The sequence below is a fragment of the Agromyces humatus genome (assembly GCF_021228295.1).
Lineage (GTDB): Bacteria > Actinomycetota > Actinomycetes > Actinomycetales > Microbacteriaceae > Agromyces > Agromyces humatus.
Genome location: NZ_JAJQPD010000001.1, coordinates 132222 through 155456, shown reverse-complemented (window position 1 = coordinate 155456; position 23235 = coordinate 132222). Strand labels below are relative to the sequence as shown.

Sequence of the window (23235 nt, the reverse complement as noted above, 5' to 3'; positions counted from 1 at the left end):
GCGGCTTGCCGCCCCGGCCTCGCTCGGAAGGAAACACTGCACCATGGCTGATCCGGCACGGGCCAGGAAGATGGCCGACCGCATCAAGGAGATCGTCGCGAAACGGCTCGACAAGGGCCTTCGCGACCCGCGGCTCGGGTTCGTGACGATCACCGACGTGCGCGTCACGGGCGACCTGCAGCACGCGAGCATCTTCTACACGGTGTACGGCACCGATGAAGAGCGTCGCGATTCTGCACTGGCGCTCAAGTCGGCGACCGGGATGCTCCGCACCGAGGTCGGCCGCAACATCACCGCGCGGCTCACCCCGTCGCTCGAGTTCATCGCCGACGCGATCCCCGAGAACGCCGAGCACATCGAGGAACTGCTCCGCGAGGCGCGCGAGCGCGACGCGGAGACCACAGAACTCGCGTCGACGGCCGAGTACGCCGGTGAGGCGGATCCGTACGTCAAGCCGCGTGACCTCGACGACGACGGCGCCGACGAGCTCGACGGTGACACCGTCGACGTCGCCGACGAGGGGCGCGCGGGCTAGGTCCGCACGGGCTGGTCCGCGACGGCCTCAGCGCGGCCCGCCACTGCCGTGCAGGTCGGCGGCGACCTCGGCGATGCGCGCCTGCATGGCGGTGATGAAGGCCAGCACGACCGGCTGTCGCAACGCCTCGGGCCGGCACACCAGCCAGTAGGGCAGTCGCTCGTCGATCTCGGCGGGGAACAGTCTCACGAGGTCGTCGTGCCGGTCCGCGAGGAATGCCGGCAGGAGGCCGTATCCCGCGCCCGCGCGCGTCGCGTCGACGTGGACGAACACGTTGGTACTCGAGACCGCGTCGACCATGCGGCGGGTCGAGCGACGCGCCTCGTCGAGCGCGTCGACCTGCAGCATCGACTCGATGAAGTAGACGAGCGGCCGGCCGTCGAGGTCGGCCGTCGTGCGTGGCGTCCCGTGCTGCTCGAGGTACGGGCGGCTCGCATACAGGCCGAGCGCGTAGTCGGCGAGGTGCACCGCTTCGGCGCGGTTGACGTGCGGTTTCCCGACGACGACCTCGAGGTCGACGCCGACGCGCTGCTGGGCGGCACGGCGTTGCGCCGCGACGATCTCGAGCGAGACGTCGGGATGCGCGCGCCGGACGGCGACGATCGCGGGGGCCGCGATGAACCCGCTGAAGCCGTCGGTCGCCGAGAGGCGCACGACGCCCGAGAGCCGCGCCGACTCGGGGGAGAGCGCGCCGAGCGCGCGCTCGACGCCCTCGGCCGCGGTGATCGCATGCTCGCCGAGAGCCGTCAGCACCCAACCGGCCGCCCCCCGCGCGAGCACCCGGCCGCCGAGCGCGGCTTCGAGGGCCGTGATGCGACGAGCGATGGTGGTGTGGTTCAGGCCCAGCTCGGCCGCGGCCGCCGTGTAGCGGCCCGCCCTGGCCACGGCCAGCAGCACCAGCAGGTCGTCGGGGTTCGGCCGGGATGGCGGGAGCTTCAGCGAGGGCACTCCTGCATATTCGCACACGCGATGCCGCAGGCAGCCGGGCGTTCTGCACTCGGTCGCAGAATCCTCACCGTTCGGGCAGGCGGTATCCCGCGTCGTCACCGACCAGGAGCCCATCGGCGAGCAGTCCCGCGATCGCGCGGTCGAGCTGGGCGGCATCCGCCCAGACGGGGGCGAGCTCGACGCGGTCGACCGGTCGGTGTGCGGCACGCAGTTCTCGCATGACGAGGCCGCGCACCTGCCGATCGGAGCCCGCGAAACGCGCCTGCACGGGTCGCCGAGCGCCCTCGTACGGCGGGTAGCCCGCCCGGCGCCAGGCGCACGCGTCGGCGATGGGGCACTCGTCGCAGCGCGGGGCACGGGCGGCGCACACCGTGGCGCCGAGTTCCATGGTCGCCGCGTTCACGATGCGCGCCGAGGGCGGGTCATCGGGCAGCAGTGCCTCCATCGCGGCGAGATCGCGGGCCGTCGATGGCGGCCCCGCTTCACCCTGCCCCGCGACGGCGCGTGCGAGCACGCGTCGCGTGTTCGTGTCGACCACCGGATGTCGCAGGCCGAACGCGAACGCGGCGATCGCGCGCGCCGTGTAGGGGCCGATGCCCTGCAGCGCGAGCAGCGCATCGAGGTCGTGCGGCACCTCGCCGCCGTGCCGCTCGACGATCTCGGTCGCGGCCCGGTGGAGCCAGAGCGCCCGCCGCGGATAGCCCAGCCGGTCCCAGGCCCGCACCGCTTCGGACGGAGGCTCGGCCGCGAGCGCCGCCGGGGTCGGCCATCGCTCGATCCACGCCTCCCAGCGCGGGAGGACCCGGGCGACCTGCGTCTGCTGCAGCATGAACTCGCTCACGAGCACCGCCCACGGCGAAACGTCGGCCGCACGCCACGGCAGGGGCCGCGCGGCATCTGCGAACCAGCCGATGAGCGTGTCGGCGATCGGCGATGGCGTGTGGCGCGACATCCGCTCAGCCTATGACGTCGACCCGGCACGGGTGGGGGCTCGCGGCTAGGCTCGGAGCATGCGACTCGTCACGACGCCAAGGGTCACGTTCCTGCGTGGGCTCGCCGATGAGATCGTGGCGCAGTACGGGCACGGCCGAATGATCGTCGCGATCGACGGGCCGCTGCGCAGCGGCAAATCGAAGTTCGGTGACGACCTCGCCGATGTGCTCCGCGAACGGGAGCATTCGGTGTTCCGTGCGAGCATCGAGGACTTCCATCGGTCGAGGGCGGCGCAGGCGGCGTACGGCGCCGACACCCCGGCCCGGTACTACGGGTACGGCATCGACGAGTCGGCGCTGCGGCGCGTGCTCGTCGAGCCGTTCCGCATGGGCGGGTCGACCGCCTTCGTCACCCGCGTGTTCGATCCCACTCGCGACGCCTGGGTCGAGCCGAAGTGGATCACCGGCCCCGAGGACGCGATCCTCGTCATCGACGGCCGGTTCGTGCTGCGTGAGCGGCTCGCGGGGCTGTGGGACGTGCGTATCGCCGTCGACGGGGATCCCATCGACCCGGCCGACGTCCTCGCCTATGGCGAGCGCGACCCGCGAGCGGTGGCGGCGGCGATCATCGACCTGACCGATCCCGACCACCCGACCCGAGGCTGAAATCCCGATCCGTCAGACCGGTACGTCGGCGAGCACCCGGTCGGGGGTGAGCGGCTCGCCGCGCCGCTCGACCTCGTGCACGAGCGCGGTCAGCGCACGGCTGACGGGTGCGTCGAGACCGGCGGCGGATGCCTCGCGCACGACGGCCCCGTTGAGGAAGTCGATCTCGGTGGGTTGCCCGCGACGCAGGCTCTGCTGTGTCGACCCGAGGTTGGGCACGCCGCCCATGCGGATGCGCATCGACCACGGCAGCACCTGGCCGATCGCGAGCGGGAGTCGTGCGAACAGGCGCAGGCGCCGATCGCCGAGTCCCTGCAACGACCCGAAGCGGATGCCCCGGGCGATGCCCACACGCACGGCCTCGCGCATCGACGCGGCGACGACGCGTCGCAGGCGGGGGTCGTCGACGACGTCCTGCACGCTCTCGCCCACGATCGCGGGGACGGCGTTCAGCATGTTGACGATGAGCTTCGTCCACTGCGCGCCCCGGAACCCGTCGATCGCGACGACGGGTACGGCGCCCGACAGTACTCCGGCGACCCTCACGCATTCGGCGTCGGCCGGGCCGTCGCCGCGGCCGAGGTAGCTCGTCGCGGGAGTCGTGACGCGCACCACGCCCGGCTCCGTGTAGTTCGCCGCGATGATCGAGAGCATACCCATGCACGACGACTGCGGCAGCAGCCTCGTCGCTGTCGCGACGCCGTCGAGCCCGTTCTGCACGACCACGACGGGCACGCCGTCGATGCGCAGCGCGTTCGCCGTGATCGCGGCCTCGGCATCCTGCGCCTTCGTGCAGACGAGCACGAGGTCGGGCCGGATCGACAGCGTCTCGGAGGCGGCGACGGTGGCGTGCACGTCGCCGTACCCGCCGCTCATCCGGATGCCGCTCTCGCGGATCGCCGCCAAACCGGCGCCGCGCGCCGCGACCTCGATGTCGTGGCCGGCCCGCACGAGCAGGGCGGCGAAGGTCCCTCCGAGCGCGCCGGCGCCGATGATCCCGATCCTCACGGTCTCAGCGTAGGCGGCGCGCAGTCGCCCCCGTGTGCCGACCACGGGTCGGCCGGCTGTTAGCCTGATGGGCGTGAACAGCGGCATCCTCCTCGTCGACAAGCCGCAGGGAATCACGAGTCACGACGTCGTCGCCCGCATGCGCCGCCTCGCCGGAACCCGCAAGATCGGGCACGCGGGCACGCTCGACCCGATGGCGACGGGCCTGCTCGTGCTCGGGGTCGACAGCGCGACTCGGCTGCTGCACTACCTCGTCGGGCTCGACAAGGAGTACTTCGCGACGATCCGCCTCGGCTGGGGCACGACGACCGACGATGCCGAGGGCGAGCCGTTGCCCGCGACCGACGTCGATCGGGCGGCCATCGCCGCGCTGACCGACGAGTCGATCCACGTCGCGATGCTCCGACAGGTCGGCGAGATCGACCAGGTTCCGAGCGCGGTCAGCGCCGTGAAGGTCGACGGCAAGCGCGCCTACCAGCGCGTTCGCGACGGCGAGCAGGTCGAGCTGGCATCCCGCCGCGTGACCGTGTCGGCGTTCGAACTGCTCGAGTCGCGTGCCGGCGACGGATACGTCGACCTCGACGTTCGCGTCGAATGCTCGTCGGGCACGTACGTGCGCGCCCTCGCGCGCGACCTCGGTTCCGCGCTCGGCACGGCCGGCCATCTCACGGCACTGCGCCGCAGCCGCATCGGGCAGTACTCGGTCGACGAGGCCAGCGAGCTCGAAGGGTTCGACGTCGTCGCGTCGCTCATCGGACCCGCCGCCGCCGCGAGGCGATCCATGCCGGTCGTCGAGGTCACCGCCGCCGAGGCCGTCGACCTCGGCCACGGCAAGCGCGTCGCGGTCGACGAGGCGCGGCTCGCGGCATCCGATCGCGACGCGTCGTTCGCGGCGATCGCGCCCGGCGACCGGCTCATCGCGATCGTCGAGCGGCGCGGCGATCAACTCAAGGTCATCACCGGATTCCCGCAGCAGGAGCAGTCGTGATCGAGTGGTTCACCTGGGTGCAGCTCGCCGTCGCCGTCGCCGCAGGCGTGCTCTGCCTCGTGCTCGGGCTCGCAGGCCGGGTGCCGAGCGACCTCACGATCGGTGCGCTGGCGCTCGTCGAGGTGTTGCTCGTCGTGCAGCTCGTCGTCGCGATCCTCGCTCCGGCCTTTGGCAACGAGCCCACCGGCAGCCTGCTGGAGTTCTACACCTACCTCGTGAGCGCGCTGCTGCTGCCGCCGGCCGCCGCGTTCTGGGCGTTGCTCGAGCGCAACCGGTGGTCGACGGTCGTGCTGGGCGTCGCCGCGCTCGCCGTCGGCGTCATGGTGTACCGCATGCTGCAGATCTGGACCGTGCAGTCCGCGTGATCCGCGTCTGAGAGAATCGAGCGACATGAGCAAGCTGCAGAATCCCCCGGAAGAAGTGCGACCGTCGACCCGCATGAGCGGCGTCGGACGCGTGCTCGTCACCGTCTACGGGGTACTCGCGCTCGCGGCGACCGGACGCTCGTTCGTGCAGATCGTGTCGAAGTTCGACGAAGCGCCCCTCGCCTACGCGCTGTCGGCCCTCGCGGCGGTCGTCTACATCGTCGCCACGATCGCGCTCGTGCGCCCCGGGGTCGTGTGGTACCGCGTGGCGTGGGCGACGATCGTCTTCGAGTTCATGGGCGTGATCGTCGTCGGCGCCCTCAGCGTCATGATGCCCGACCTGTTCCCGCACGACACGGTGTGGTCGGGGTTCGGCCGGGGCTACCTCTACATTCCGCTCGTCCTGCCGGTGCTCGGCATGTGGTGGCTCGCCACGCATCGGCCCGCCGCGCCGGGCTCGTCGAGCGCACGTCCGGCCGCCGGCCCGGCGGGGGAGGGTGCCGCGTGAAGATCTTCAAGGGCCTCGCCGGAGTGCCCGCAGGCTTCGGCCCGTCGGCGGTGACGATCGGCAAGTTCGACGGGGTGCACCAGGGGCATCGCGCCGTCATCAGCCGGCTCCGCGGCATCGCCGAGTCCGAGGGGCTGAAAGCGGCGGTCGTCACGTTCGACCGCAACCCGCTCGCGCTGCTCGCGCCCGAGAAGTGCCCCGACGCGCTCGTGAGCGTTCGCCAGAAGCTCGAGCTGCTCGCCACCACGGGCATCGACGCGACGCTGATGCTGCCGTTCGATCGCGCGCTGGCCTCGGTTCCCGCGACCGAGTTCGTCGAGCGCGTGCTGGTCGACACCCTCGCGGCCAAGGCCGTGCTGGTCGGCCGGGACTTCCGCTATGGAGCTCGCGGCGCCGGTGACGTCGACCTCCTCGTCGACCTCGGGGCGACGTTCGGGTTCACGGTCGAGGTCATCGACGACGTGACCCCGCAGGGCGGGAGGCGCGTGTCGTCGACCTGGGTGCGCGAGCTGCTCGCCGAGGGCGACGTCCGGCACGCGACCGAACTGCTCGGGCACACTCCGACGGTGTCGGGCATCGTCGTGCACGGTGCCAAGCGCGGCCGCGAACTGGGATTCCCGACCGCGAACCTCACGCCCGAGTCAGAGGGGCTCATCCCCGCCGACGGCGTCTACGCAGGCTGGCTCACCGACGCCGGCACCCGGTACCCCGCCGCGATCTCGGTCGGCGACAATCCCACGTTCGAGGGCGTCGCGAAGAAGCAGGTCGAAGCGTACGTGCTCGACCGCGAGCTCGACCTCTACGATCATGTCGTCGACATCGAGTTCGTCGAGCGCATCCGCGGCATGGTGGCGTTCACGAACATCCCCGACCTCATCGACACCATGCGCGGCGACGTCGACCACTCCCGCGAGATCCTGGCCGACTGAACGCGAGCACCGCCCGCGACGGGCGGTTTCCGTGGACGTCCCAGCCGCCCGCCCCAGGCGTTCGGTGGCTGGTCGGAGCCATAGACTCGACGTGATGCCCTCGATCCCGCCCCGACCGCTCTGGGCGGGGCGCTCTCTCGCCCTCATCGGGATCGTGCTCGTTGCGTTCAACCTGCGCACCGCGGTGGCATCGCTCTCGCCGATCCTCGACCAGGTGGGGGCCGAGATCACGCTCGATCCGGTCGTGCTCGGGTTCCTCGGCATGCTTCCGCCGCTGAGTTTCGCCGTGTTCGGCATCCTGACTCCGCTCGTCGCCCGCCGCTTCGGCCTCGAGGGCACGCTCATCGTCTCGCTCATCGCGCTCGCCGCAGGGCTCGCGTGGCGGGGGCTGTCGGGCTCGGCGCTGACGCTCGTCGCCGCGAGCACGCTCACGTTCGCCGCGATCGGCGTCGCCAACGTGCTGCTGCCGCCGCTCGTGAAACGGTACTTCCCCGATCGCATCGGGTTCATGACCGCCCTGTACGTGACCGCGATGTCGATCAGTGCGTTCACGCCGCCGCTCGTCGCGGTGCCGGTCGCGGATGCCGCGGGCTGGCGGGTCTCGTTGGGCGAATGGGCGATCGTGGCCGCATTGGCGCTCGTGCCGTGGATCGCGCTGCTCGTGCACCCGAAACGCCAGGCACCCGAGGCGTTGCCCGAGGAAGCCGATCGCGGACAGCTGCGCCACGCATTGCGTTCGCCGCTGGCCTGGTCGCTCGCCGTCGTGTTCGCCATGCCGGGGTTCAACAGCTACACGGCGTTCGCCTGGCTTCCGGTGATCCTGCGCGACCTCGCCGGGGTCTCACCCGCCGAGGCGGGCGCGCTGCTCGCGCTGTACGCGGCGATGGGTCTGCCCGCCGGGCTCATCGTGCCCGTCGTGGCGGCGCGCTACGGCAAGGTCCGGCTGCTCGTCGTCGTGGCGATCGTCACGCTGGCGATCGGCTACCTCGGCCTGCTCATCGTCCCCACGGTGGCGACGTGGCTGTGGGTCGCGCTCGCCGGGATCGGTCCGATGCTCTTCCCGCTCGCCCTCGTGCTCATCAACCTGCGCACGCGCACGCACTCGGGCGCCGTGGGCCTCTCGGCATTCGTGCAGTCCGCGGGTTACCTGATGGTTGCGACCGGGCCACTGCTCGTCGGCATCCTCGCGGAGCAGACCGGTGGCTGGGTCTGGCCGCTGCTGCTGCTGCTGGCATCGGCCGTGCCGGTGGCGATCGCGGGGGCGGTGGTCGCCCGCCCGCGCTACTTCGAGGACGAGCGCGACGGCTGATCGTCGAGGCCGCGGGCGCGGGCTTCAGGCCAGCAGTTCGGGCCGGTGCACCAGCGCCCCTGCTCCGATGAGCGGGCCCTCGTCGGAGAGTCCGGACGGCACGATCTCGACGCGCGTCACGAACGGGAACGAGGTGCGCTCAGCCACGGCCGCACGTGCGTGGTCGAAGAGCGCGGGGGAGACCCGCGAGAAGCCGCCGCCGATGGCGACGACGTCGAGATCGAGCAGGCTGGCCGACGTGGCCACGGCATGCCCGATCGCGGTGCCGGCGCGTTCGACGGCGGCGAGCGCGACCGGGTCGCCCGCGGCGTGGGCGAGCGCGAGGTCTTCACCGGTCTCGCCCGTGAAGCCCCGGGTGCGCGCCCACGCGACGGTGCGCGGGCCCGAGGCGACGGCTTCGAGGCACCCGCTGCCGCCGCACGCGCACAGGTCGTCGAATCCGCCGACCTCGACGTGGCCGATGTGCCCGGCGTTGCCCGTCGGGCTCGGCACGGCGCGGCCGCCGAGCACGAGGCCGCCGCCGACGCCAGTCGAGACGACCATGCCGAGCATGTTCGCGGCGCCCACGCCGGCGCCGACCCAGTATTCGGCGAGCGCGATGCAGAGTCCGTCGATGCGCAGCGTCACGGGTGCGTCGTGCACCATCTCGGAGGTGCGTTCGACCAGCGGATGTCCCCGCCAGGCGGGCACGTTGAGGGGCGAGACCGTGCCATGCTCGAGGTCGATGGGGCCTGCCGCGCCGACGCCGACTCCGAGGAGCGGCGTGTCGGCGGGGCGGGCGAAGAGTGCGGCCGAGACGACGTCGCGCACCGCGGCGTCGAGCTCGGGCGAGGACGCGCCGGCGCCGGTCGGCCGACGATGGCGGGAGCCCGCCACGAGCGCGCCTCGGGCATCGACGAGCGCTGCCTCGACCTTGGTTCCGCCGAAGTCGACGGCGAGGGCGAGCGGCAGTGGCATCCCTTCAGCATAGGCGCGCGACATCCGACGCTCGGATGCTCATCTGAGCAGGATCACCCGCGAGTGTTGCCGATGCGCCTCGACCTGCCTACGCTGGAATGCGAGGCCCGGCGGAGGCGCCGGGCCAGACGGAGGGGCATGGACGAGATCGACGAGCTGCTCTCGATCAGGGCGGCCGAACTCTATTACGAAGAGAACAAGACGCAGGACGAGATCGGGCAGGCCCTGCGCCTCACCCGGTGGAAGGTCGGGCGGCTGCTCGCGCAGGCGAAGCAGCGCGGCTTCATCCGCATCGAGATCCTGCATCCGCGCGCTCGACGCCTGCCGATCGAGCGTCGGCTCCGCGACGAGCGGGGGCTCACCGACGCGATCGTCGTGTCGTCGGCCGGCGTCGTCTCGGCCGAAGAGTTGCAGGCGCGCACCGCCCAGGCCGCGGCCGACTACCTCACCGCGCTGCGCCCCGTGCCGCGCACCCTCGGCGTGAGCTGGGGGCGCACCCTCTTCGACATCTCGCAGCACCTGCGCAACGGGTGGGCCGCGGGGGTCAACGTGGTGCAGATCAACGGCGGCGTCAGCCTCAACCGTCGAGCCGGCACCGCCGCCGCGACCGCGGTCGCCATCGCGCAGAAGGGCGGCGGCAGCGCCACGCTGCTGCCGAGCCCCGCGATCCTCGAACAGCTCTCCACCAAAGAGGCCATCGAGTCCGACCGGGTGGTGGCCGGGGTCATCGACCTCGCCCGCTCGGCCGACGCGTACCTCTTCAGTGCGGGCGCCGCCGACCACAGCTCGGTGCACGTCGAGAGCGGCTACCTCTCGACCGCCGACGTCGACCTGCTCGTGCAGAAGGGCGCGGTCGGCGATGTCGTGGGGCGTTACATCGACTCCGACGGCAACATCGTCGACCCCGCGCTCGACGCGCGCACGGTCGGCCTCACGCTCGACGAGCTCCGCGCATCGCAGTTGGCGATCGCCGTGATCGCCGGCTCCGCCAAGCACGCCGTCGCCGACGCCGTCGTGCGCAGCCGTCTCTGCTCGGTGCTCGTCACCGACGAATCCACGGCGCTCCACCTCCTCGACGGCTGACGTCGCACCACCGCCTCACCCCTCACACGAAAGACAGGTCGAACACCATGTCAGGCACTTCACTCGTCACCGCCCGCGAGCGCGCGCTCGCCGTGCTCGGCGGCGAACCCGACGACCAGACGCTCGGCCGGTACCTGCACGGCATCCCCGGGGTCGACGCGGTCGGCCTCGAGCAGCGCGCCGCCGGGCTCGGCACCCGCTCGATCAAGACCTCGTCCAAGAAATGGGCGCTCGACAAGATCATCTCGCTCGTCGATCTCACCACGCTCGAGGGTGCCGACACCCCCGGCAAGGTGCGTTCCCTCGTCGCCAAGGCGATGAACCCCGATCCCGCCGACCCGTCGACGCCGCGCGTCGCAGCGGTCTGCGTGTACGGAGACATGGTGCCGTTCGCGGTCGACGCCCTGGGCGGCGCCCACGGAGATCCCGACGACGGGCTCATCTCGGTGGCCGCCGTCGCGACCGCGTTCCCGAGCGGTCGGTCGTCGCTCGAGATCAAGCTCGCCGACACAGCCGAAGCCGTCGCCGCCGGAGCCGACGAGATCGACATGGTCATCGATCGCGGAGCGTTCCTCGCCGGTCGCTACGGGCAGGTCTTCGACCAGATCTCCGCCGTGAAAGACGCCTGCCGCCGTGCCGACGGCACGAGCGCGAGCCTCAAGGTCATCCTCGAGACCGGCGAACTCGTCACCTACGACAACGTGCGCCGGGCCTCGTGGCTCTCGATCCTCGCGGGCGGCGACTTCATCAAGACCTCCACCGGCAAGGTTTCGCCGGCGGCGACCCTACCGGTGACGCTGCTCATGCTCGAGGTCGTGCGCGACTGGCATCTGGCCACGGGCCACAAGGTGGGCGTGAAGCCGGCCGGCGGCATTCGCGCCTCGAAGGACGCCATCAAGTACCTGGTCACCGTCGCAGAGACGGTCGGCGAAGACTGGCTCGTGCCCCACCTCTTCCGGTTCGGCGCATCGAGCCTGCTGAACGACGTGCTGCTGCAGCGCCAGAAGATGACCACCGGCCACTACTCCGGTCCCGACTACGTCACCATCGACTGAGCCCTTCGAGACGGCCCTGGGGGCCTCCTCAGGCACCGAACCACCCTCATCCATACGACTCCGAACCGAAGGGTTCCACCTCATGAGTTTCCTCGAATACGCACCCGCCCCCGAGTCGCGGGCGATCCTGTCGCTGCGCGACCAGTACGGCCTCTTCATCGACGGTGAATTCGTCGAGGGTCGCGGCACCCCGTTCCAGACAATCTCGCCGGCGAGCGAAGAGCGCATCGCGATGATCGCGAACGCGAATGCGGCCGACGTCGACGACGCCGTCGCCGCCGCGCGTCGCGCGTACGACCGCACGTGGTCGAAGATGAGCGGTCGCGACCGCGGCAAGTACCTGTTCCGCATCGCCCGGCTCGTGCAGGAGCGCGCGCGTGAACTCGCGGTCGCCGAGTCGCTCGACAACGGCAAACCGATCAAGGAGTCGCGCGACGTCGACGTGCCGCTCGTCGCGGCGTGGTTCTTCTACTACGCCGGGTGGGCCGACAAGCTCGACCACGCCGGACTCGGCGCAGGCCCCCGCGCGCACGGCGTCGCCGCCCAGGTGATCCCGTGGAACTTCCCGCTGCTGATGCTCTCGTGGAAGATCGCACCCGCGCTCGCCGCGGGCAACACCGTCGTGCTGAAGCCAGCCGAGACGACCTCGCTCACCGCGCTCATCTTCGCCGAGATCCTGCAGCAGGCCGACCTGCCGCCCGGGGTCGTGAACATCATCACCGGCGCTGGCGACACCGGCGCGAACCTCGTCGCCCACGACGACGTCGACAAGGTCGCGTTCACCGGCTCGACCGCGGTCGGCCGGGCGATCGCGAAGCAGATCGCGGGCACCGACAAGAAGGCCACGCTCGAACTCGGCGGCAAGGCGGCGAACATCGTGTTCGACGACGCACCGATCGACCAGGCCATCGAGGGCATCGTCAACGGCATCTTCTTCAACCAGGGCCATGTGTGCTGCGCCGGCTCGCGACTGCTCGTGCAAGAGAACATCCACGACGAGGTCGTCGAGCGCCTGAAGCTGCGCCTCTCGACCCTGCGTCTCGGCGACCCGCTCGACAAGAACACCGACATCGGCGCGATCAACTCGCGCGAGCAGCTCGAGCGCATCCGCGAGCTGAGCGACATCGGCGTCGCAGAGGGCGCCGACCGGTGGAGCGTGCCGTGCGAGATCCCCGAGAACGGGTTCTGGTACGCGCCGACGATCTTCACGAACGTGCAGACCTCGAGCCGCATCGCGCGTGAAGAGATCTTCGGCCCGGTGCTCTCGGTGCTCACGTTCCGCACGCCCGCCGAGGCGATCGCCAAGGCGAACAACACGCCCTACGGGCTTTCGGCCGGCATCTGGACCGACAAGGGCAGCCGCATCCTCGCTGTCGCCGACAAGCTCCGCGCCGGGGTGATCTGGGCCAACACGTTCAACCGGTTCGACCCGTCGAGCCCCTTCGGCGGCTACAAGGAGTCGGGTTATGGGCGCGAGGGCGGCCGCCACGGCCTTGCCGCCTACCTGACGCCCGCGCCGGTCGGCCAGGCGGCGGTCACCGCCGGTCGAACAGGCGCCAAGTCGGTTTCCGCCGGTCGAGCAGCGGCGAAGCCCGCCACCGCTGGGCGACGAGCGGCGAAGCCGCGTATCGAGACCAAGGATGCCGCGAAGACCACGCGATCAGCCACGCCCGCGAAGAAGGGAGCAGCGAAGTGAGCCGCCTCGCCGTGCCGAAGACCTACAAGCTCTACATCGGCGGCGCGTTCCCGCGCAGCGAATCAGGGCGCACCTACGAGGTGCTCCGCGCCGACGGCGCGTTCCTCGCGAACGTCGCGAAGGCATCCCGCAAAGACGCGCGCGACGCGGTCGTCGCGGCGCGCGGCGCGGTCTCCGGCTGGTCGGGCGCGACCTCGTACAACCGTGGGCAGGTGCTCTATCGCATCGCCGAGCTCCTCGAGGGTCGGCGGGCCCAGTTCGTCGCCGAGATCGAAGAGGCCGAGGGGGCGTCGCGTGCCGTGGCATCCGCCCAGGTCGACGAGGCGATCGATCGCTGGGTCTGGTACGCCGGGTGGGCCGACAAGTTCGCGCAGGTCACCGGCAACGCCAACCCGGTGGCCGGTCCGTACTTCAACATCTCGGTGCCCGAGCCCACGGGCGTCGTGGCGATCATCGCGCCGCAGGACTCCTCGCTCGTCGGGTTCGTCTCGGCGCTCGCACCCGCGCTCGTCGCCGGCAACTCGGCCGTCATCGTGGCGAGCGAACGGTACCCACTCTCGGCGATCAGCCTCGCCGAGGTGCTCGCGACGAGCGACGTCCCCGGGGGCGTCGTCAACGTGCTCACGGGTTCGCCTGCCGAGATCGCGCCGTGGCTCGCGAGCCACTCCGATGTCAACGCGCTCGATCTCGTCGGCGCCGGCGATCTCGACTGGGTCTCGCTCGAGATCGACGCGGCCGACACGCTGAAGCGCGTGCTGCGCCCAGAGGGCGGCGCCGACGCGGCAGCGCCGACGCTCGGTCGCATCACCGCGTTCACCGAGACGAAGACCGTCTGGCACACCAAGAGCCTCAAGTAGGGAGCAGCACATGGCAGGTCGCAATGGCGCGTCCGACCAACGCGGGCGGCTGGCGTCCGACCCGTTCGACTACCGCATCGCGAAGGACGGGGCGGTGATCGTGTCGCGCGGCGGCCGACCGGTCACCACGGTCGGGGGTCGCGATGCGGGCAGGCTCGCTGCTGCCCTGCAGCGCGCCGACGACCTGACGACGCAGCATCTGCTCGCGCGCATCACGGGCAACTACAAGCGAGGCAACGAGCGAGGCTGACCGGCCTCAGTGCCGGCGGCGGGCGGTGAGCTCGGTCTCGGCCCCCGAAATTGGAGGTAACGAAACGGTAACGGTGTTGCTAGAGTGACCTGCACCCGCCGCGCAACGGTGCGCGGCCGGCGGAAAGGCCCGAACACCCGTGACCCGAACGTCCAGGGCGACCGACCCCGCGGTCGCATCCTCGCCGATGCCCGCGCCGGCACCCGCCCGACCACGGCTCGACCGACTCCTCGTGCAGCCGCGACGCGCCGTCCGCGTCGCCTGCGCACTGACGGGCACCATCGTCATCGCCTCGGTGCTGCTCATCGCGGCCACCCCGACGGTCGCTTCGGCGGTCGACGTCTTCGGTGCCCTGCGGCTGCCCGGCGAGGCCGCGTTCATCGTCGGTCATCGCGGCGACCGCGCCGAAGCGCCGGAGAACACGATGGCATCGCTCGAACTCGCCATGGACGACCTCGCGTACGTCGAGACCGACGTGCAGCTCAGCCGTGACGGCGTTCCCGTGCTGTTCCACGACACGACCCTCGAGCGCATCACGGGCGACCGTCGCACCGTCGGCGAACTCGACGTCACCGAGCTCCGGCGTCTCGACGCGGGCGCATGGTACGACCGTGACCACGCCGGCGAGCGCATCCCGACGCTCGACGAGTTCCTCGCCGCGCTCGCCGATCGCGAGTCCGCCCGTGCGCTCGTGGAGCTCAAGGCCGATTGGCGGCCCGACGAGGTGCGCACGGTGCTCCACCTGATCGAACGGCATGGGCTGCGCCAGCGCGTCGTGTTGCAGAGCTTCAGCCTCGAGACGCTCTTCGCCGTGCAGCGGGTGTCGCCGACGACGCCGCGAATCCTCCTGATCCGCGAGCTGCCCGCCGATCCGGTGCCGATGGCCGAACGCCTCGGGGTGATCGGATTCGGCACGACGGCGGCATCGGTCTCGGCCGAGCCCGGGGCGCTCGAGGCGCTCCACGAGGTCGGGGTCGCGGTGCTCTGCTACACGCTCAATTCGCACGAGCGGTGGCAGGAGGTCAGCGCCCTCGGCGTCGACGGCATCATCACCGACCAGCCGAGCGACCTCGACGCATGGCTCGCCGCCACCGCGCCCGGCACGTGAGCAGCGACGTCAGTCGAGTTCGATCGTGATGCCGAGCCGCTCGGCCGCCGCGCGGAACTCATCGTGCATGCGGGCCGAGAACAGCACGAAGCGCACACGACCCGGCACCGTATCCGCTGCCGCACTGCTCGCAGCGGCCAGGGCGAGGGTCGCGGCGTCGTCGGCGGGCCAGCCGTAGATTCCGGCCGACACGGCGGGGAGCGCGATGGAGGTCGCACCGAGCCGTGCCGCCAGCCCGAGCGAGTTGCGGTAGGCCGCGCGCAGCAGCTCCCGCCGGGCTTCAGCCTCGGCCCCTGGACCGGGCCACACCGGACCGACGGTGTGCACGACCCATCGAGCGTGCAAGCGCCCGGCGCCGGTCGCGACGGCGTCGCCAACGGACAGGCCGTCGGGCAGGGTCGTCGCGCGGAGTTCGCGGCACTCCGCGAGGATCGACGGGCCGCCAGCGCGGTGGATCGCCCCGTCGACGCCTCCACCGCCGAGCAGGCTCGAGTTGGCGGCGTTTACGATCGCATCGACCCGCTCGCCGGTGATGTCGCCGGTGATGAGTTCGATGCGGGTCACGTCAGCTCCGGTTGTTCGACAGCTCGAACACGCGAACCAGTTCGGCGACGGCGGCCTCGCGCTGCTCACCGCCCGCCTCGTACATCTCGGTGACGTGCGTTCGCAGGTGGTTCTCGACGAGGAGCTTGTTGAGCGACGCGAGCGACTTCTGCACCGCGAGCGAGAGCGTGATGATGTCGACGCAGTAGTCGTCGTTCTCGATCATCTTCTCGATGCCGCGCAACTGGCCCTCGATGATCTTCGTGCGGTGCAGGGCGCGCTTCTTGATGTCCTCGATCACCCTCACAGGATACTCGCGGATTCTGTGATACCCCGAGTGGGTACTGAAACGCCATCGTGTCGCCGCCCGCGGCGCGCTAGCGTTGGCCCATGGCCCGTCCTGGTCTCGTGCGAGCGATCTCCCTCCTCATCGCGGGTGCTGCGCTTGCGGCGGCGCCGGCGGCATCGGCTGCGGCGTCCGGCACGCCGATGACGGGCGACGACCGGTCGGGCGAGCGGGTCGTGGTCGCGGCATCCGTCATCGGCGAGCCCATGCCGAACGTCGACGACTTCAGCTTCCGGTCCTTCGACGCCGTGTACCGACTCTCGCGCGACGCCGATCGCCGCTCGGTGCTCGAGACCACCGAGACGCTCGTGGCGCAATTCCCCCAGTTCGACCAGAACCGCGGCATCAGGCGCGCGATCCCGCTCGACTACGACGGCCATCCCACCGACCTCGTCGTCGAATCGGTGACGGATGCCTCGGGCGCGCCCCGCGCGTTCGAGACCGAGCGCGACGAGGCGGGCGAGTTCCTCCTCGTCACGGTGCGTGCCGACGACTTCGTGCACGGCGAACAGACATACGTCATCACCTACCGCCAGCAGAACGTGACGTTCGAGCCCGACGACGCGGCGATCGACGAGTTCTTCTGGGACGTGAACGGCACCGGATGGCGCCAGCCGTTCGGCTCGGTGCGCGCAGAACTGCGGCTGAGTCCCGACCTCGTCGACGCGCTCACCGGCGACGCGGCGTGCTACCGGGGCCCGAGCGGATCGATCCAGCCGTGCGACTCGCTCGTCATCGACCCTCCGGCGGCCGTCGCCGAGGCCGCAGGCCTGGGGCCGTTCGAGAACTTGTCGCTCGCGGTCGCGTTCCGCGATGGCACCTTCGAGCCGCGCGACGCGTCGTTCGGGGCATCGCCGGCCGCGATCACCGGCGCCGTCGGGGCCGCATTCGCGCTGTTCGCGATGCTGACGACGATCGTGCTGCGCGCCGTGCGCTGGCGCAACCACCCCGGGCGCGGCACGATCATCGCGCAATATGAACCGCCGACCGGGCTCAGCGCGATGGAGGCGGCCGACCTCGCCGGGCATGCCGGCAAGGGCGTCACCGCGACGATCCTCGAACGCGCCGTAGCCGGAGAGCTTCGCGTCGTCGAGACCGGGCGCAAGCGGTACGCGGTCGACTTCGTCGGCGGCGAACTCGGCGACCACGATGCGCAGTCGGTCGTGCGCGCGCTCTACCGCGACAACCCCTATCCGGGCGCGCGACGAGCGTTGAAGTCCCGCGATCCGTCGCTCGGGCGAAGACTGCTCTCCTTACGGCAGAAGGTGCACAAGCGGGTCGTGAAGTCAGGGCTCCGGCATCGTCCTGACCTCGGCATCCGCCTGCTGCTCGCCGTCGTCGCGGTGGCTGCCGCCGTGCTCAGCGTCGTCTTCGGCATCATCGCGCTCGACGATCGGCGCGGCGGAGCCTGGCCGTTCCTGGTCTTCGTCGTCGCGATCATCGGGGCACTCGCGACGGTGGTCATCGTCGCCGGCGTGAGGCCGCTCACCGAGGCGGGGCGCGCCGCGCGCGACCACCTCGAGGGGCTTCGTCTCTACATCCGACTCGCCGAGGCGGATCGGCTGCGGGTGCTGCAGAGCCCGAGCGGGGCGCTGCGGGTCGGCGCGCCCGGGGCTGCGGCACCCGTGGCCGGGCAGGTGCCCGACCCCGCGACGGTGCTGAAGCTCAACGAGCGACTGCTGCCCTACTCGGTGCTGTTCGGCCTCGAACGCGAGTGGAGCGAGGTTCTCGCAGAGCTGTACGCACGCGAGGGCGGCTCGCCGAGCTGGTACTCGGGCAGCAGCGGTTTCAACGCCGGCGCCTTCGCCGTGGGCGTGTCGTCGTTCTCGTCGGCGTCGAGCGCGTCGTGGTCGGGCTCGAGCTCGAGCTCGTCGTCGAGCGGATCGGGCGGCGGCGGCTCATCGGGCGGCGGCGGAGGCGGCGGGGGCGGCGGCGGCGTCTGAGTTCGCGCGGTCGCGCGTACCGGTCGCCATCCGTCACGCTGACCGCCGCGGTTCGATGATCAGCCAGAGCGGTCAGTCGTCGCCGGCGACCGCGCGCTCGTCGCGCAGGTCGACGCGCCGCTCGGCGTCGACACCCGGCAACTCGTCGTCGAGGCTGTCGTCGACGGAGCGGCCGTCGTCGTCGCGGGCCTCGTCGGGCTCGTCGAACTCGGTGTCCTGCGAGACCGTGAATTCGTCATCTTCGGGCGTGACTGCGGCGCCCACCCCCGGGAGCTCATCCATGCTTCAAGGGTATGCCCGTCGCCCGGAACACGCACGGGTGAAATCAGCCACGACGGACGCCGCCCGCCGCCTAGGCTCGCAGCATGCCCGACTGGCTCTTGGCGGCGATCGCCGGACTCCTCGCCGGCGGCGCGCTGCTCGCCGGTGCGGTCGTCGCCTGGTTCGTGCGGGTGCCGGATCGAGTCGTCGCTGCCGTCATGGCGTTCGGCGCCGGCGTGCTGATCTCGGCCCTCGCGTACGACCTCGTGCTCGAGGCACAGGACGAGGGCGGCTTCTGGCCGACCGTGGGCGGGTTCGCCGTCGGCGCCGTCGTCTACGTCATGGCGAACCGGTTGCTCGACCGATCCGATCAGCGCAATCCCCGGGGGCGCGGCGAGAGCCCGGGCACGGGCCTCGGCATCGCACTCGGCGCGCTGCTCGACGGGATCCCCGAGTCGGCGGTGCTCGGACTCAGCATGGTCGGCGGCGGGGGAGTGAGCATTCCCGTGTTCGTCGCCATCGTCATCTCGAACGTGCCCGAGGGGCTCTCCAGCACCGCGGAACTCAAGGCGGGCGGGCGCTCGCGCACGTACGTGTTCATGTTGTGGACGGGGATCGCGCTCGCGAGCGCCCTCGCGTCGCTTGCGGGCTTCCTGCTGCTCGACGGCGTCGGCGGAGAGCTGACCGCGTTCATCACGGCGCTGGCCGCAGGTGCGATCCTCGCGATGATCTGCGACACGATGATCCCCGAGGCGTTCCGATCGGCGCACGCGTTCACAGGACTGCTGGCGACCGCGGGGTTCCTGCTGAGCTACGCCATCCACGTCGTCGGCTGAGGCCGCCGCTCCGGCGATCTGCGCACGGATGTCCCGCGGCGGGCGTCGCGCCCGCTAGAATGAACACGCGCCCGACGAATCCGCTCTGTCGTCCGACCGTGTGAGCCCCGCTCACCGCTGCTCGGTTCGGGATTTCGGCGTACTGCGCCCAGCGGCATCCCAGCCGCTCCGTGCGGGCTCGTTCACCACAACGGTGCCGAGGGGGTGCCGGATCGGCACGAGGAAACGGGAGGACCATGGCCCAGACGAGGCAGCGGCAACGTACGCGTTCGCGCGATGACGACGCCCCCATCATCCCGATCCTCGCCCGCAAGGTGCGAGAGGTCGAGCAGAAGGCCCAGAAGGGCAAGCTCGGCCCGACGAACCGCACGAAGTTCCAAGTCATCGCGCTGCTGATGCGCGAAGAGCGCGCGAGGGTCAAGGCCGACACCGAGGTCGCCGATGCCGCACGGGTCGAGTTGCTGAAGCGCCTCGACGGGATCGCGCAGATCCTCGCGAAGACCGCGGCACGCGACACGAGCCTCATCGCCCTGCTCGAACCCGACGCCTCGATCTCGACGGTCGCGCAGCGGTTCCGCCGCGACTGGCTGCTCGAGTCCGGTGCCGAGCTCAGCCCCGACGAACTCATCATCACTCGCGAGCCCGAGGTCAGACTCGAACTCGCCGAGAACCAGGTCATTCCGGCCTCCGTTCGCTCGAGGCAGCTCGCCAACCCGTTCCTGGCCCCCGATTTCTCGAAGCCCGCCGCGCCGATCGTGCCGGTTCGCCGCCTCGCCAACTGGGAACTGCTCGGTCCCCTGTTCAAGTCGTTCGAGATGGGCTCGGGCGGGCGCGCCGCCTCGATGGACCTGCCAGAGGCCCCGGTCGTCGACCGGCTCTCACCGCGAGGCCTCGAGCTCATGAAACACCAGGCGCGGTTCATCGAGAGCGCCCGCGACGGGCACCGCACGTTCCTGCTCGCCGACGAGCCGGGCCTCGGCAAGACGGCGCAGTCGGTGCTCGCGGCATCCGTCGCCGACGCCTACCCGCTGCTCGCCGTCGTGCCCAACGTGGTCAAGATGAACTGGGCCCGCGAGGTCGAGCGGTGGACCCCGCAGCGCCGGGCCACCGTCATCCACGGCGACGGCGACTCGCTCGATGCATTCGCCGACGTCGTAGTCGTGAACTACGACGTGCTCGACCGGCACATGGCGTGGCTCTCGACCCTCGGGTTCAAGGGCATGGTCGTCGACGAGGCGCACTTCATCAAGAACCTGCAGTCGCAGCGTTCGAAGAACGTGCTCGCGCTCGCCGATCGCATCCGCCGGGCCGCGCCCGGCGGCGACCCGCTGCTGCTCGCGCTCACCGGCACCCCGCTCATCAACGACGTCGACGACTTCCGCGCGATCTGGAAGTTCCTCGGCTGGATCGAGAGCGACAAGCCATCGGCAGAGCTGCTCGGAAAGCTCGAAGAGACGGGGCTCACGCCCGCAGACAACGGCTTCTACACCGCGGCCCGGCAGACCGTCATCGACCTCGGCATCGTGCGCCGCCGCAAGGTCGACGTCGCTGCCGACCTGCCCGACAAGCGCATCGCCGACCTCCCCGTCGAACTCGACGACGAGCTCGGCCGGTCGGTACGTGCCGCCGAGCGCGAGCTCGGCAACCGCCTCGTCTCGCGCTTCCGCGCACTCGTCGAGTCGCGTGCCCTGCGTGTCGGCGACCTCGACGACGACCAGCGCGACCAGTTCATCCGTGCGGTCGCGAGCGCTGAGCTCGAGGAGTCGAAGTCGGCGAAGTCCGGCGAGAACGTCTTCACGATGGTGCGGCGCATCGGCCAGGCGAAGGCCGGCCTCGCTGCCGACTATGCCGCGCAGCTCGCCCGCTCGGTGGGCAAGGTGGTGTTCTTCGCGAAGCACATCGACGTCATGGACCAGGCCGAGGCTGCACTCGCGGCACGCGAGTTGCGCACCGTGTCGCTGCGAGGCGACCAGACCGCCCTGCAGCGCCAGGCCGCGATCGACGCGTTCAACAAGGATCCCGAGGTCGCCGTCGCCGTCTGCTCGCTCACCGCGGCCGGCGTCGGTGTCAACCTGCAGGCCGCCTCGAACGTCGTGCTCGCCGAGCTCAGCTGGACCGCGGCCGAGCAGACCCAGGCGATCGACCGCGTGCACCGCATCGGGCAGGACGAACCGGTCACGGCGTGGCGCATCATCGCGGCGCACACCATCGACGCCCGGATCGCCGAGCTCATCGACTCGAAGCAGGGCCTCGCCGCCCGTGCGCTCGACGGCAGCGACGTCGAGCCCGGCTCGGCCGACTCGGTGCAGCTCGACGCGCTGCAGCACCTGCTCCGTCGCGCGTTGGACGGTGCGCTGTAGCGCACCCTCGAGCGGGGCACCGCCGCCGGAACGGATAGACTGCGGCAGTCGAACCGCCCCGGCGTCGTGGCATCCGGCACACCTAATGTTCCGACGCGCATTTGGAGTCACCTCACCATGAAGATCGGCATCCTCACCTCGGGCGGCGACTGCCCCGGCCTCAATTCGGTGATCCGAGGCGCCGTGCTGAACGGTGTCATCTCGCACGACACCGAGTTCGTCGGCTTCCGGTGGGGCTGGAAGGGCGTCGTCGAGGCCGACATCATGCCGATCACCCGCCACGACGTGCGCGGTCTCTCGAAGCAGGGCGGCACGATCCTGGGCTCCAGTCGCACGAATCCCTACGAGGGTGAGGGTGGCGGCCCCGAGAACATCCAGCGCATGCTCGACGAGCACGGCATCGACGCGATCATCGCGATCGGCGGCGAGGGCACTCTCACCGCCGCGCGCCGCCTGTACGACGAGGGCGGCATCAAGGTCGTCGGCGTGCCGAAGACCATCGACAACGACCTCGCGGCCACCGACTACTCGTTCGGCTTCGACACCGCGGTCGAGATCGCCACCGAGGCGATCGACCGGCTGCGCACCACCGCCGACTCGCACGGCCGCTGCATGGTGCTCGAGGTCATGGGCCGACACGTCGGCTGGATCGCGCTGCACTCGGGCATGGCCGGGGGAGCGCACGCGATCCTCATCCCCGAGCAACCCCAGTCGATCGAGCAGATCTGCGAATGGGTCGAGTCGGTGCGCAACCGCGGCCGAGCGCCGCTCATCGTGGTCGCCGAGGGATTCACCCTCGACTCCATGGAGGAGGCGCACTCCCACAAGGGCCTCGACGCGTTCAACCGCCCCCGGCTCGGCGGCATCTCCGAGCAGCTCGCGCCGATCATCGAGGAACGCACGGGCATCGAGTCGCGGGCGACGGTGCTCGGACACATCCAGCGCGGCGGTGCGCCGAGCGCGTACGACCGCGTCCTCGCGACCCGCCTCGGCATGGCCGCCGTCGACGCCGTCTACGCGCAGGCATGGGGCTCGATGGTGACGCTTCGGGGCACCGACATCGAGACGGTCTCGATCGCCGATGCGACGCACAGCCTCAACCGCGTGCCCCAGCACCGCTACGACGAGGCGAAGATCCTCTTCGGCTGATCCGACGATGCAGGAACGACCGATGCCGTTGCCCCAGGTCTGCGTCTGCTACCTCGTGCGCGAACGCGCGGGGGCGACCGAGGTGCTGCTCGGCCGCAAGAAGCACGGCCTCGGCATGGGCAACTTCGTCGGACTGGGCGGAAAGCTCGAACCCGGCGAGACGGCGACGGATGCCGCGGTGCGCGAGGTGTTCGAGGAGTCGGGTGTCGTCGTGCACGCGTCCGCGCTCGAGGCGCGGGGCCTGCTCAGCTATCACTTCCCCCACCGCGAGGCCTGGAGCCAGGAATCGAGTGTGTTCGTCTGCCGCGAGTGGGATGGCGACCCCGGGCCATCCGACGAACTCGACCCCGAGTGGTTCGAGCTCTCGTCGATCCCGTTCGACGAGATGTGGGACGATGCCCGCCGCTGGCTGCCGCAGGTGCTCGCCGGGGCGAGCGTTCGGCGCGTCTTCGTGTTCGGTGAGGATCTCGCCACCGTGGTGTCGGAGCACACTCCCGTCGCGTAACATCTTCGGAGGTGTGTCGTGAGCGCCGAGCTTGCAACCCGCTTTCCATGAACATCTGGTGAAAGTTCATTCCCGAAGGATGGGCCTCACCGATCCCA

Annotated in this window: 25 protein-coding genes; 18 read left to right on the top strand and 7 right to left on the bottom strand. The window is 70.8% G+C overall.

Features of this window, described 5'->3' with window-relative positions; all coding sequences use genetic code 11:
- Positions 1 to 43: 43 nt before the first annotated feature.
- Positions 44 to 535, top strand: coding sequence for a 30S ribosome-binding factor RbfA (gene rbfA, locus LSF15_RS00755; protein ID WP_232496617.1), 492 nt, complete (start codon positions 44 to 46; stop codon positions 533 to 535).
- 27 nt (positions 536 to 562) lie between these two features.
- Here rbfA and LSF15_RS00750 read toward each other — a convergent pair whose 3' ends face one another.
- Both LSF15_RS00750 and LSF15_RS00745 read right to left on the bottom strand, forming a co-directional pair.
- Positions 563 to 1483, bottom strand: coding sequence for a LysR family transcriptional regulator (locus tag LSF15_RS00750; RefSeq protein WP_232496616.1), 921 nt, complete (start codon positions 1481 to 1483; stop codon positions 563 to 565).
- A 64-nt stretch (positions 1484 to 1547) separates the two neighbouring features.
- Positions 1548 to 2435, bottom strand: a complete 888-nt coding sequence (locus tag LSF15_RS00745; RefSeq protein WP_232496615.1) for an HhH-GPD family protein — start codon at positions 2433 to 2435, stop codon at positions 1548 to 1550.
- Between the two features lie 58 nt (positions 2436 to 2493).
- Here LSF15_RS00745 and LSF15_RS00740 point away from each other — a divergent pair, with 58 nt between their 5' ends.
- On the top strand, positions 2494 to 3081 hold the full coding sequence (locus LSF15_RS00740; RefSeq protein ID WP_232496614.1) for a nucleoside/nucleotide kinase family protein: 588 nt from the start codon (positions 2494 to 2496) through the stop codon (positions 3079 to 3081).
- A gap of 12 nt (positions 3082 to 3093) precedes the next feature.
- On the opposite strand, the gene LSF15_RS00735 is transcribed toward LSF15_RS00740, so the two are convergent.
- Positions 3094 to 4089: a ketopantoate reductase family protein gene (locus LSF15_RS00735; RefSeq protein WP_232496613.1), complete on the bottom strand. Its 996-nt coding sequence runs from the start codon at positions 4087 to 4089 to the stop codon at positions 3094 to 3096.
- A gap of 67 nt (positions 4090 to 4156) precedes the next feature.
- On the opposite strand from LSF15_RS00735, the gene truB reads away from it, so the two are divergent.
- The 5 genes from truB to LSF15_RS00710 all read left to right on the top strand — a co-directional run bounded on the left by truB (position 4157) and on the right by LSF15_RS00710 (position 8188).
- Positions 4157 to 5077, top strand: coding sequence for a tRNA pseudouridine(55) synthase TruB (gene truB, locus LSF15_RS00730; RefSeq protein WP_232496612.1), 921 nt, complete (start codon positions 4157 to 4159; stop codon positions 5075 to 5077).
- Positions 5074 to 5442, top strand: a complete 369-nt coding sequence (locus LSF15_RS00725) for a hypothetical protein (RefSeq protein WP_232496611.1) — start codon at positions 5074 to 5076, stop codon at positions 5440 to 5442. Before truB ends, LSF15_RS00725 begins: the two co-directional genes overlap by 4 nt.
- Before the next feature lie 73 nt (positions 5443 to 5515).
- Entirely contained in the window at positions 5516 to 5950 is a 435-nt protein-coding gene (locus LSF15_RS00720; protein ID WP_372459886.1) for a hypothetical protein, read from the top strand.
- Complete coding sequence (locus LSF15_RS00715) at positions 5947 to 6879, top strand: bifunctional riboflavin kinase/FAD synthetase (protein ID WP_232496609.1); 933 nt, start codon at positions 5947 to 5949, stop codon at positions 6877 to 6879. Before LSF15_RS00720 ends, LSF15_RS00715 begins: the two co-directional genes overlap by 4 nt.
- A gap of 94 nt (positions 6880 to 6973) precedes the next feature.
- Positions 6974 to 8188, top strand: coding sequence for an MFS transporter (locus LSF15_RS00710; RefSeq protein WP_232496608.1), 1215 nt, complete (start codon positions 6974 to 6976; stop codon positions 8186 to 8188).
- Positions 8189 to 8212: 24 nt separating this feature from the next.
- Here the strand turns inward: LSF15_RS00710 and LSF15_RS00705 are convergent, their stop codons facing one another.
- Complete coding sequence (locus LSF15_RS00705) at positions 8213 to 9145, bottom strand: ROK family protein (RefSeq protein ID WP_232496607.1); 933 nt, start codon at positions 9143 to 9145, stop codon at positions 8213 to 8215.
- A 138-nt stretch (positions 9146 to 9283) separates the two neighbouring features.
- On the opposite strand from LSF15_RS00705, the gene LSF15_RS00700 reads away from it, so the two are divergent.
- The 6 genes from LSF15_RS00700 to LSF15_RS00675 all read left to right on the top strand — a co-directional run bounded on the left by LSF15_RS00700 (position 9284) and on the right by LSF15_RS00675 (position 15194).
- Positions 9284 to 10228 carry a sugar-binding transcriptional regulator gene (locus LSF15_RS00700; RefSeq protein WP_231048340.1) on the top strand — a complete coding sequence of 315 codons (945 nt, stop codon included), beginning with the start codon at positions 9284 to 9286 and terminating at the stop codon, positions 10226 to 10228.
- 47 nt (positions 10229 to 10275) lie between these two features.
- Complete coding sequence (deoC, locus tag LSF15_RS00695) at positions 10276 to 11283, top strand: deoxyribose-phosphate aldolase (protein WP_232496606.1); 1008 nt, start codon at positions 10276 to 10278, stop codon at positions 11281 to 11283.
- Between the two features lie 82 nt (positions 11284 to 11365).
- On the top strand, positions 11366 to 12979 hold the full coding sequence (locus LSF15_RS00690; protein WP_232496605.1) for an aldehyde dehydrogenase family protein: 1614 nt from the start codon (positions 11366 to 11368) through the stop codon (positions 12977 to 12979).
- Positions 12976 to 13836, top strand: a complete 861-nt coding sequence (locus tag LSF15_RS00685; protein ID WP_232496604.1) for an aldehyde dehydrogenase family protein — start codon at positions 12976 to 12978, stop codon at positions 13834 to 13836. The genes LSF15_RS00690 and LSF15_RS00685 overlap by 4 nt, the downstream gene beginning before the upstream one ends.
- A gap of 10 nt (positions 13837 to 13846) precedes the next feature.
- Complete coding sequence (locus tag LSF15_RS00680) at positions 13847 to 14086, top strand: hypothetical protein (protein ID WP_232496603.1); 240 nt, start codon at positions 13847 to 13849, stop codon at positions 14084 to 14086.
- Between the two features lie 187 nt (positions 14087 to 14273).
- Positions 14274 to 15194: a glycerophosphodiester phosphodiesterase gene (locus tag LSF15_RS00675; protein WP_232496602.1), complete on the top strand. Its 921-nt coding sequence runs from the start codon at positions 14274 to 14276 to the stop codon at positions 15192 to 15194.
- Positions 15195 to 15203: 9 nt separating this feature from the next.
- Here LSF15_RS00675 and LSF15_RS00670 read toward each other — a convergent pair whose 3' ends face one another.
- Positions 15204 to 15758 carry an O-acetyl-ADP-ribose deacetylase gene (locus tag LSF15_RS00670; protein WP_232496601.1) on the bottom strand — a complete coding sequence of 185 codons (555 nt, stop codon included), beginning with the start codon at positions 15756 to 15758 and terminating at the stop codon, positions 15204 to 15206.
- A 1-nt stretch (position 15759) separates the two neighbouring features.
- The gene (locus tag LSF15_RS00665; RefSeq protein ID WP_232496600.1) at positions 15760 to 16038 is read right to left on the bottom strand and encodes a metal-sensitive transcriptional regulator; all 279 of its coding nucleotides are present in this window, start codon (positions 16036 to 16038) and stop codon (positions 15760 to 15762) included.
- 89 nt (positions 16039 to 16127) lie between these two features.
- On the opposite strand from LSF15_RS00665, the gene LSF15_RS00660 reads away from it, so the two are divergent.
- Positions 16128 to 18026, top strand: a complete 1899-nt coding sequence (locus tag LSF15_RS00660) for a DUF2207 family protein (RefSeq protein WP_232496599.1) — start codon at positions 16128 to 16130, stop codon at positions 18024 to 18026.
- Positions 18027 to 18098: 72 nt separating this feature from the next.
- Here LSF15_RS00660 and LSF15_RS00655 read toward each other — a convergent pair whose 3' ends face one another.
- A complete protein-coding gene (locus LSF15_RS00655) occupies positions 18099 to 18308 on the bottom strand; it encodes a hypothetical protein (protein ID WP_232496598.1) in 210 nt (69 codons plus the stop codon).
- Between the two features lie 83 nt (positions 18309 to 18391).
- Here LSF15_RS00655 and LSF15_RS00650 point away from each other — a divergent pair, with 83 nt between their 5' ends.
- The 4 genes from LSF15_RS00650 to LSF15_RS00635 all read left to right on the top strand — a co-directional run bounded on the left by LSF15_RS00650 (position 18392) and on the right by LSF15_RS00635 (position 23137).
- Positions 18392 to 19123, top strand: a complete 732-nt coding sequence (locus LSF15_RS00650) for a ZIP family metal transporter (RefSeq protein WP_232496597.1) — start codon at positions 18392 to 18394, stop codon at positions 19121 to 19123.
- Positions 19124 to 19359: 236 nt separating this feature from the next.
- A complete protein-coding gene (locus LSF15_RS00645) occupies positions 19360 to 21483 on the top strand; it encodes a DEAD/DEAH box helicase (RefSeq protein ID WP_232496596.1) in 2124 nt (707 codons plus the stop codon).
- A 117-nt stretch (positions 21484 to 21600) separates the two neighbouring features.
- Positions 21601 to 22632, top strand: a complete 1032-nt coding sequence (locus LSF15_RS00640; RefSeq protein WP_232496595.1) for a 6-phosphofructokinase — start codon at positions 21601 to 21603, stop codon at positions 22630 to 22632.
- A 22-nt stretch (positions 22633 to 22654) separates the two neighbouring features.
- Positions 22655 to 23137, top strand: a complete 483-nt coding sequence (locus LSF15_RS00635) for an 8-oxo-dGTP diphosphatase (RefSeq protein ID WP_232496594.1) — start codon at positions 22655 to 22657, stop codon at positions 23135 to 23137.
- Positions 23138 to 23235 lie beyond the last annotated feature (98 nt).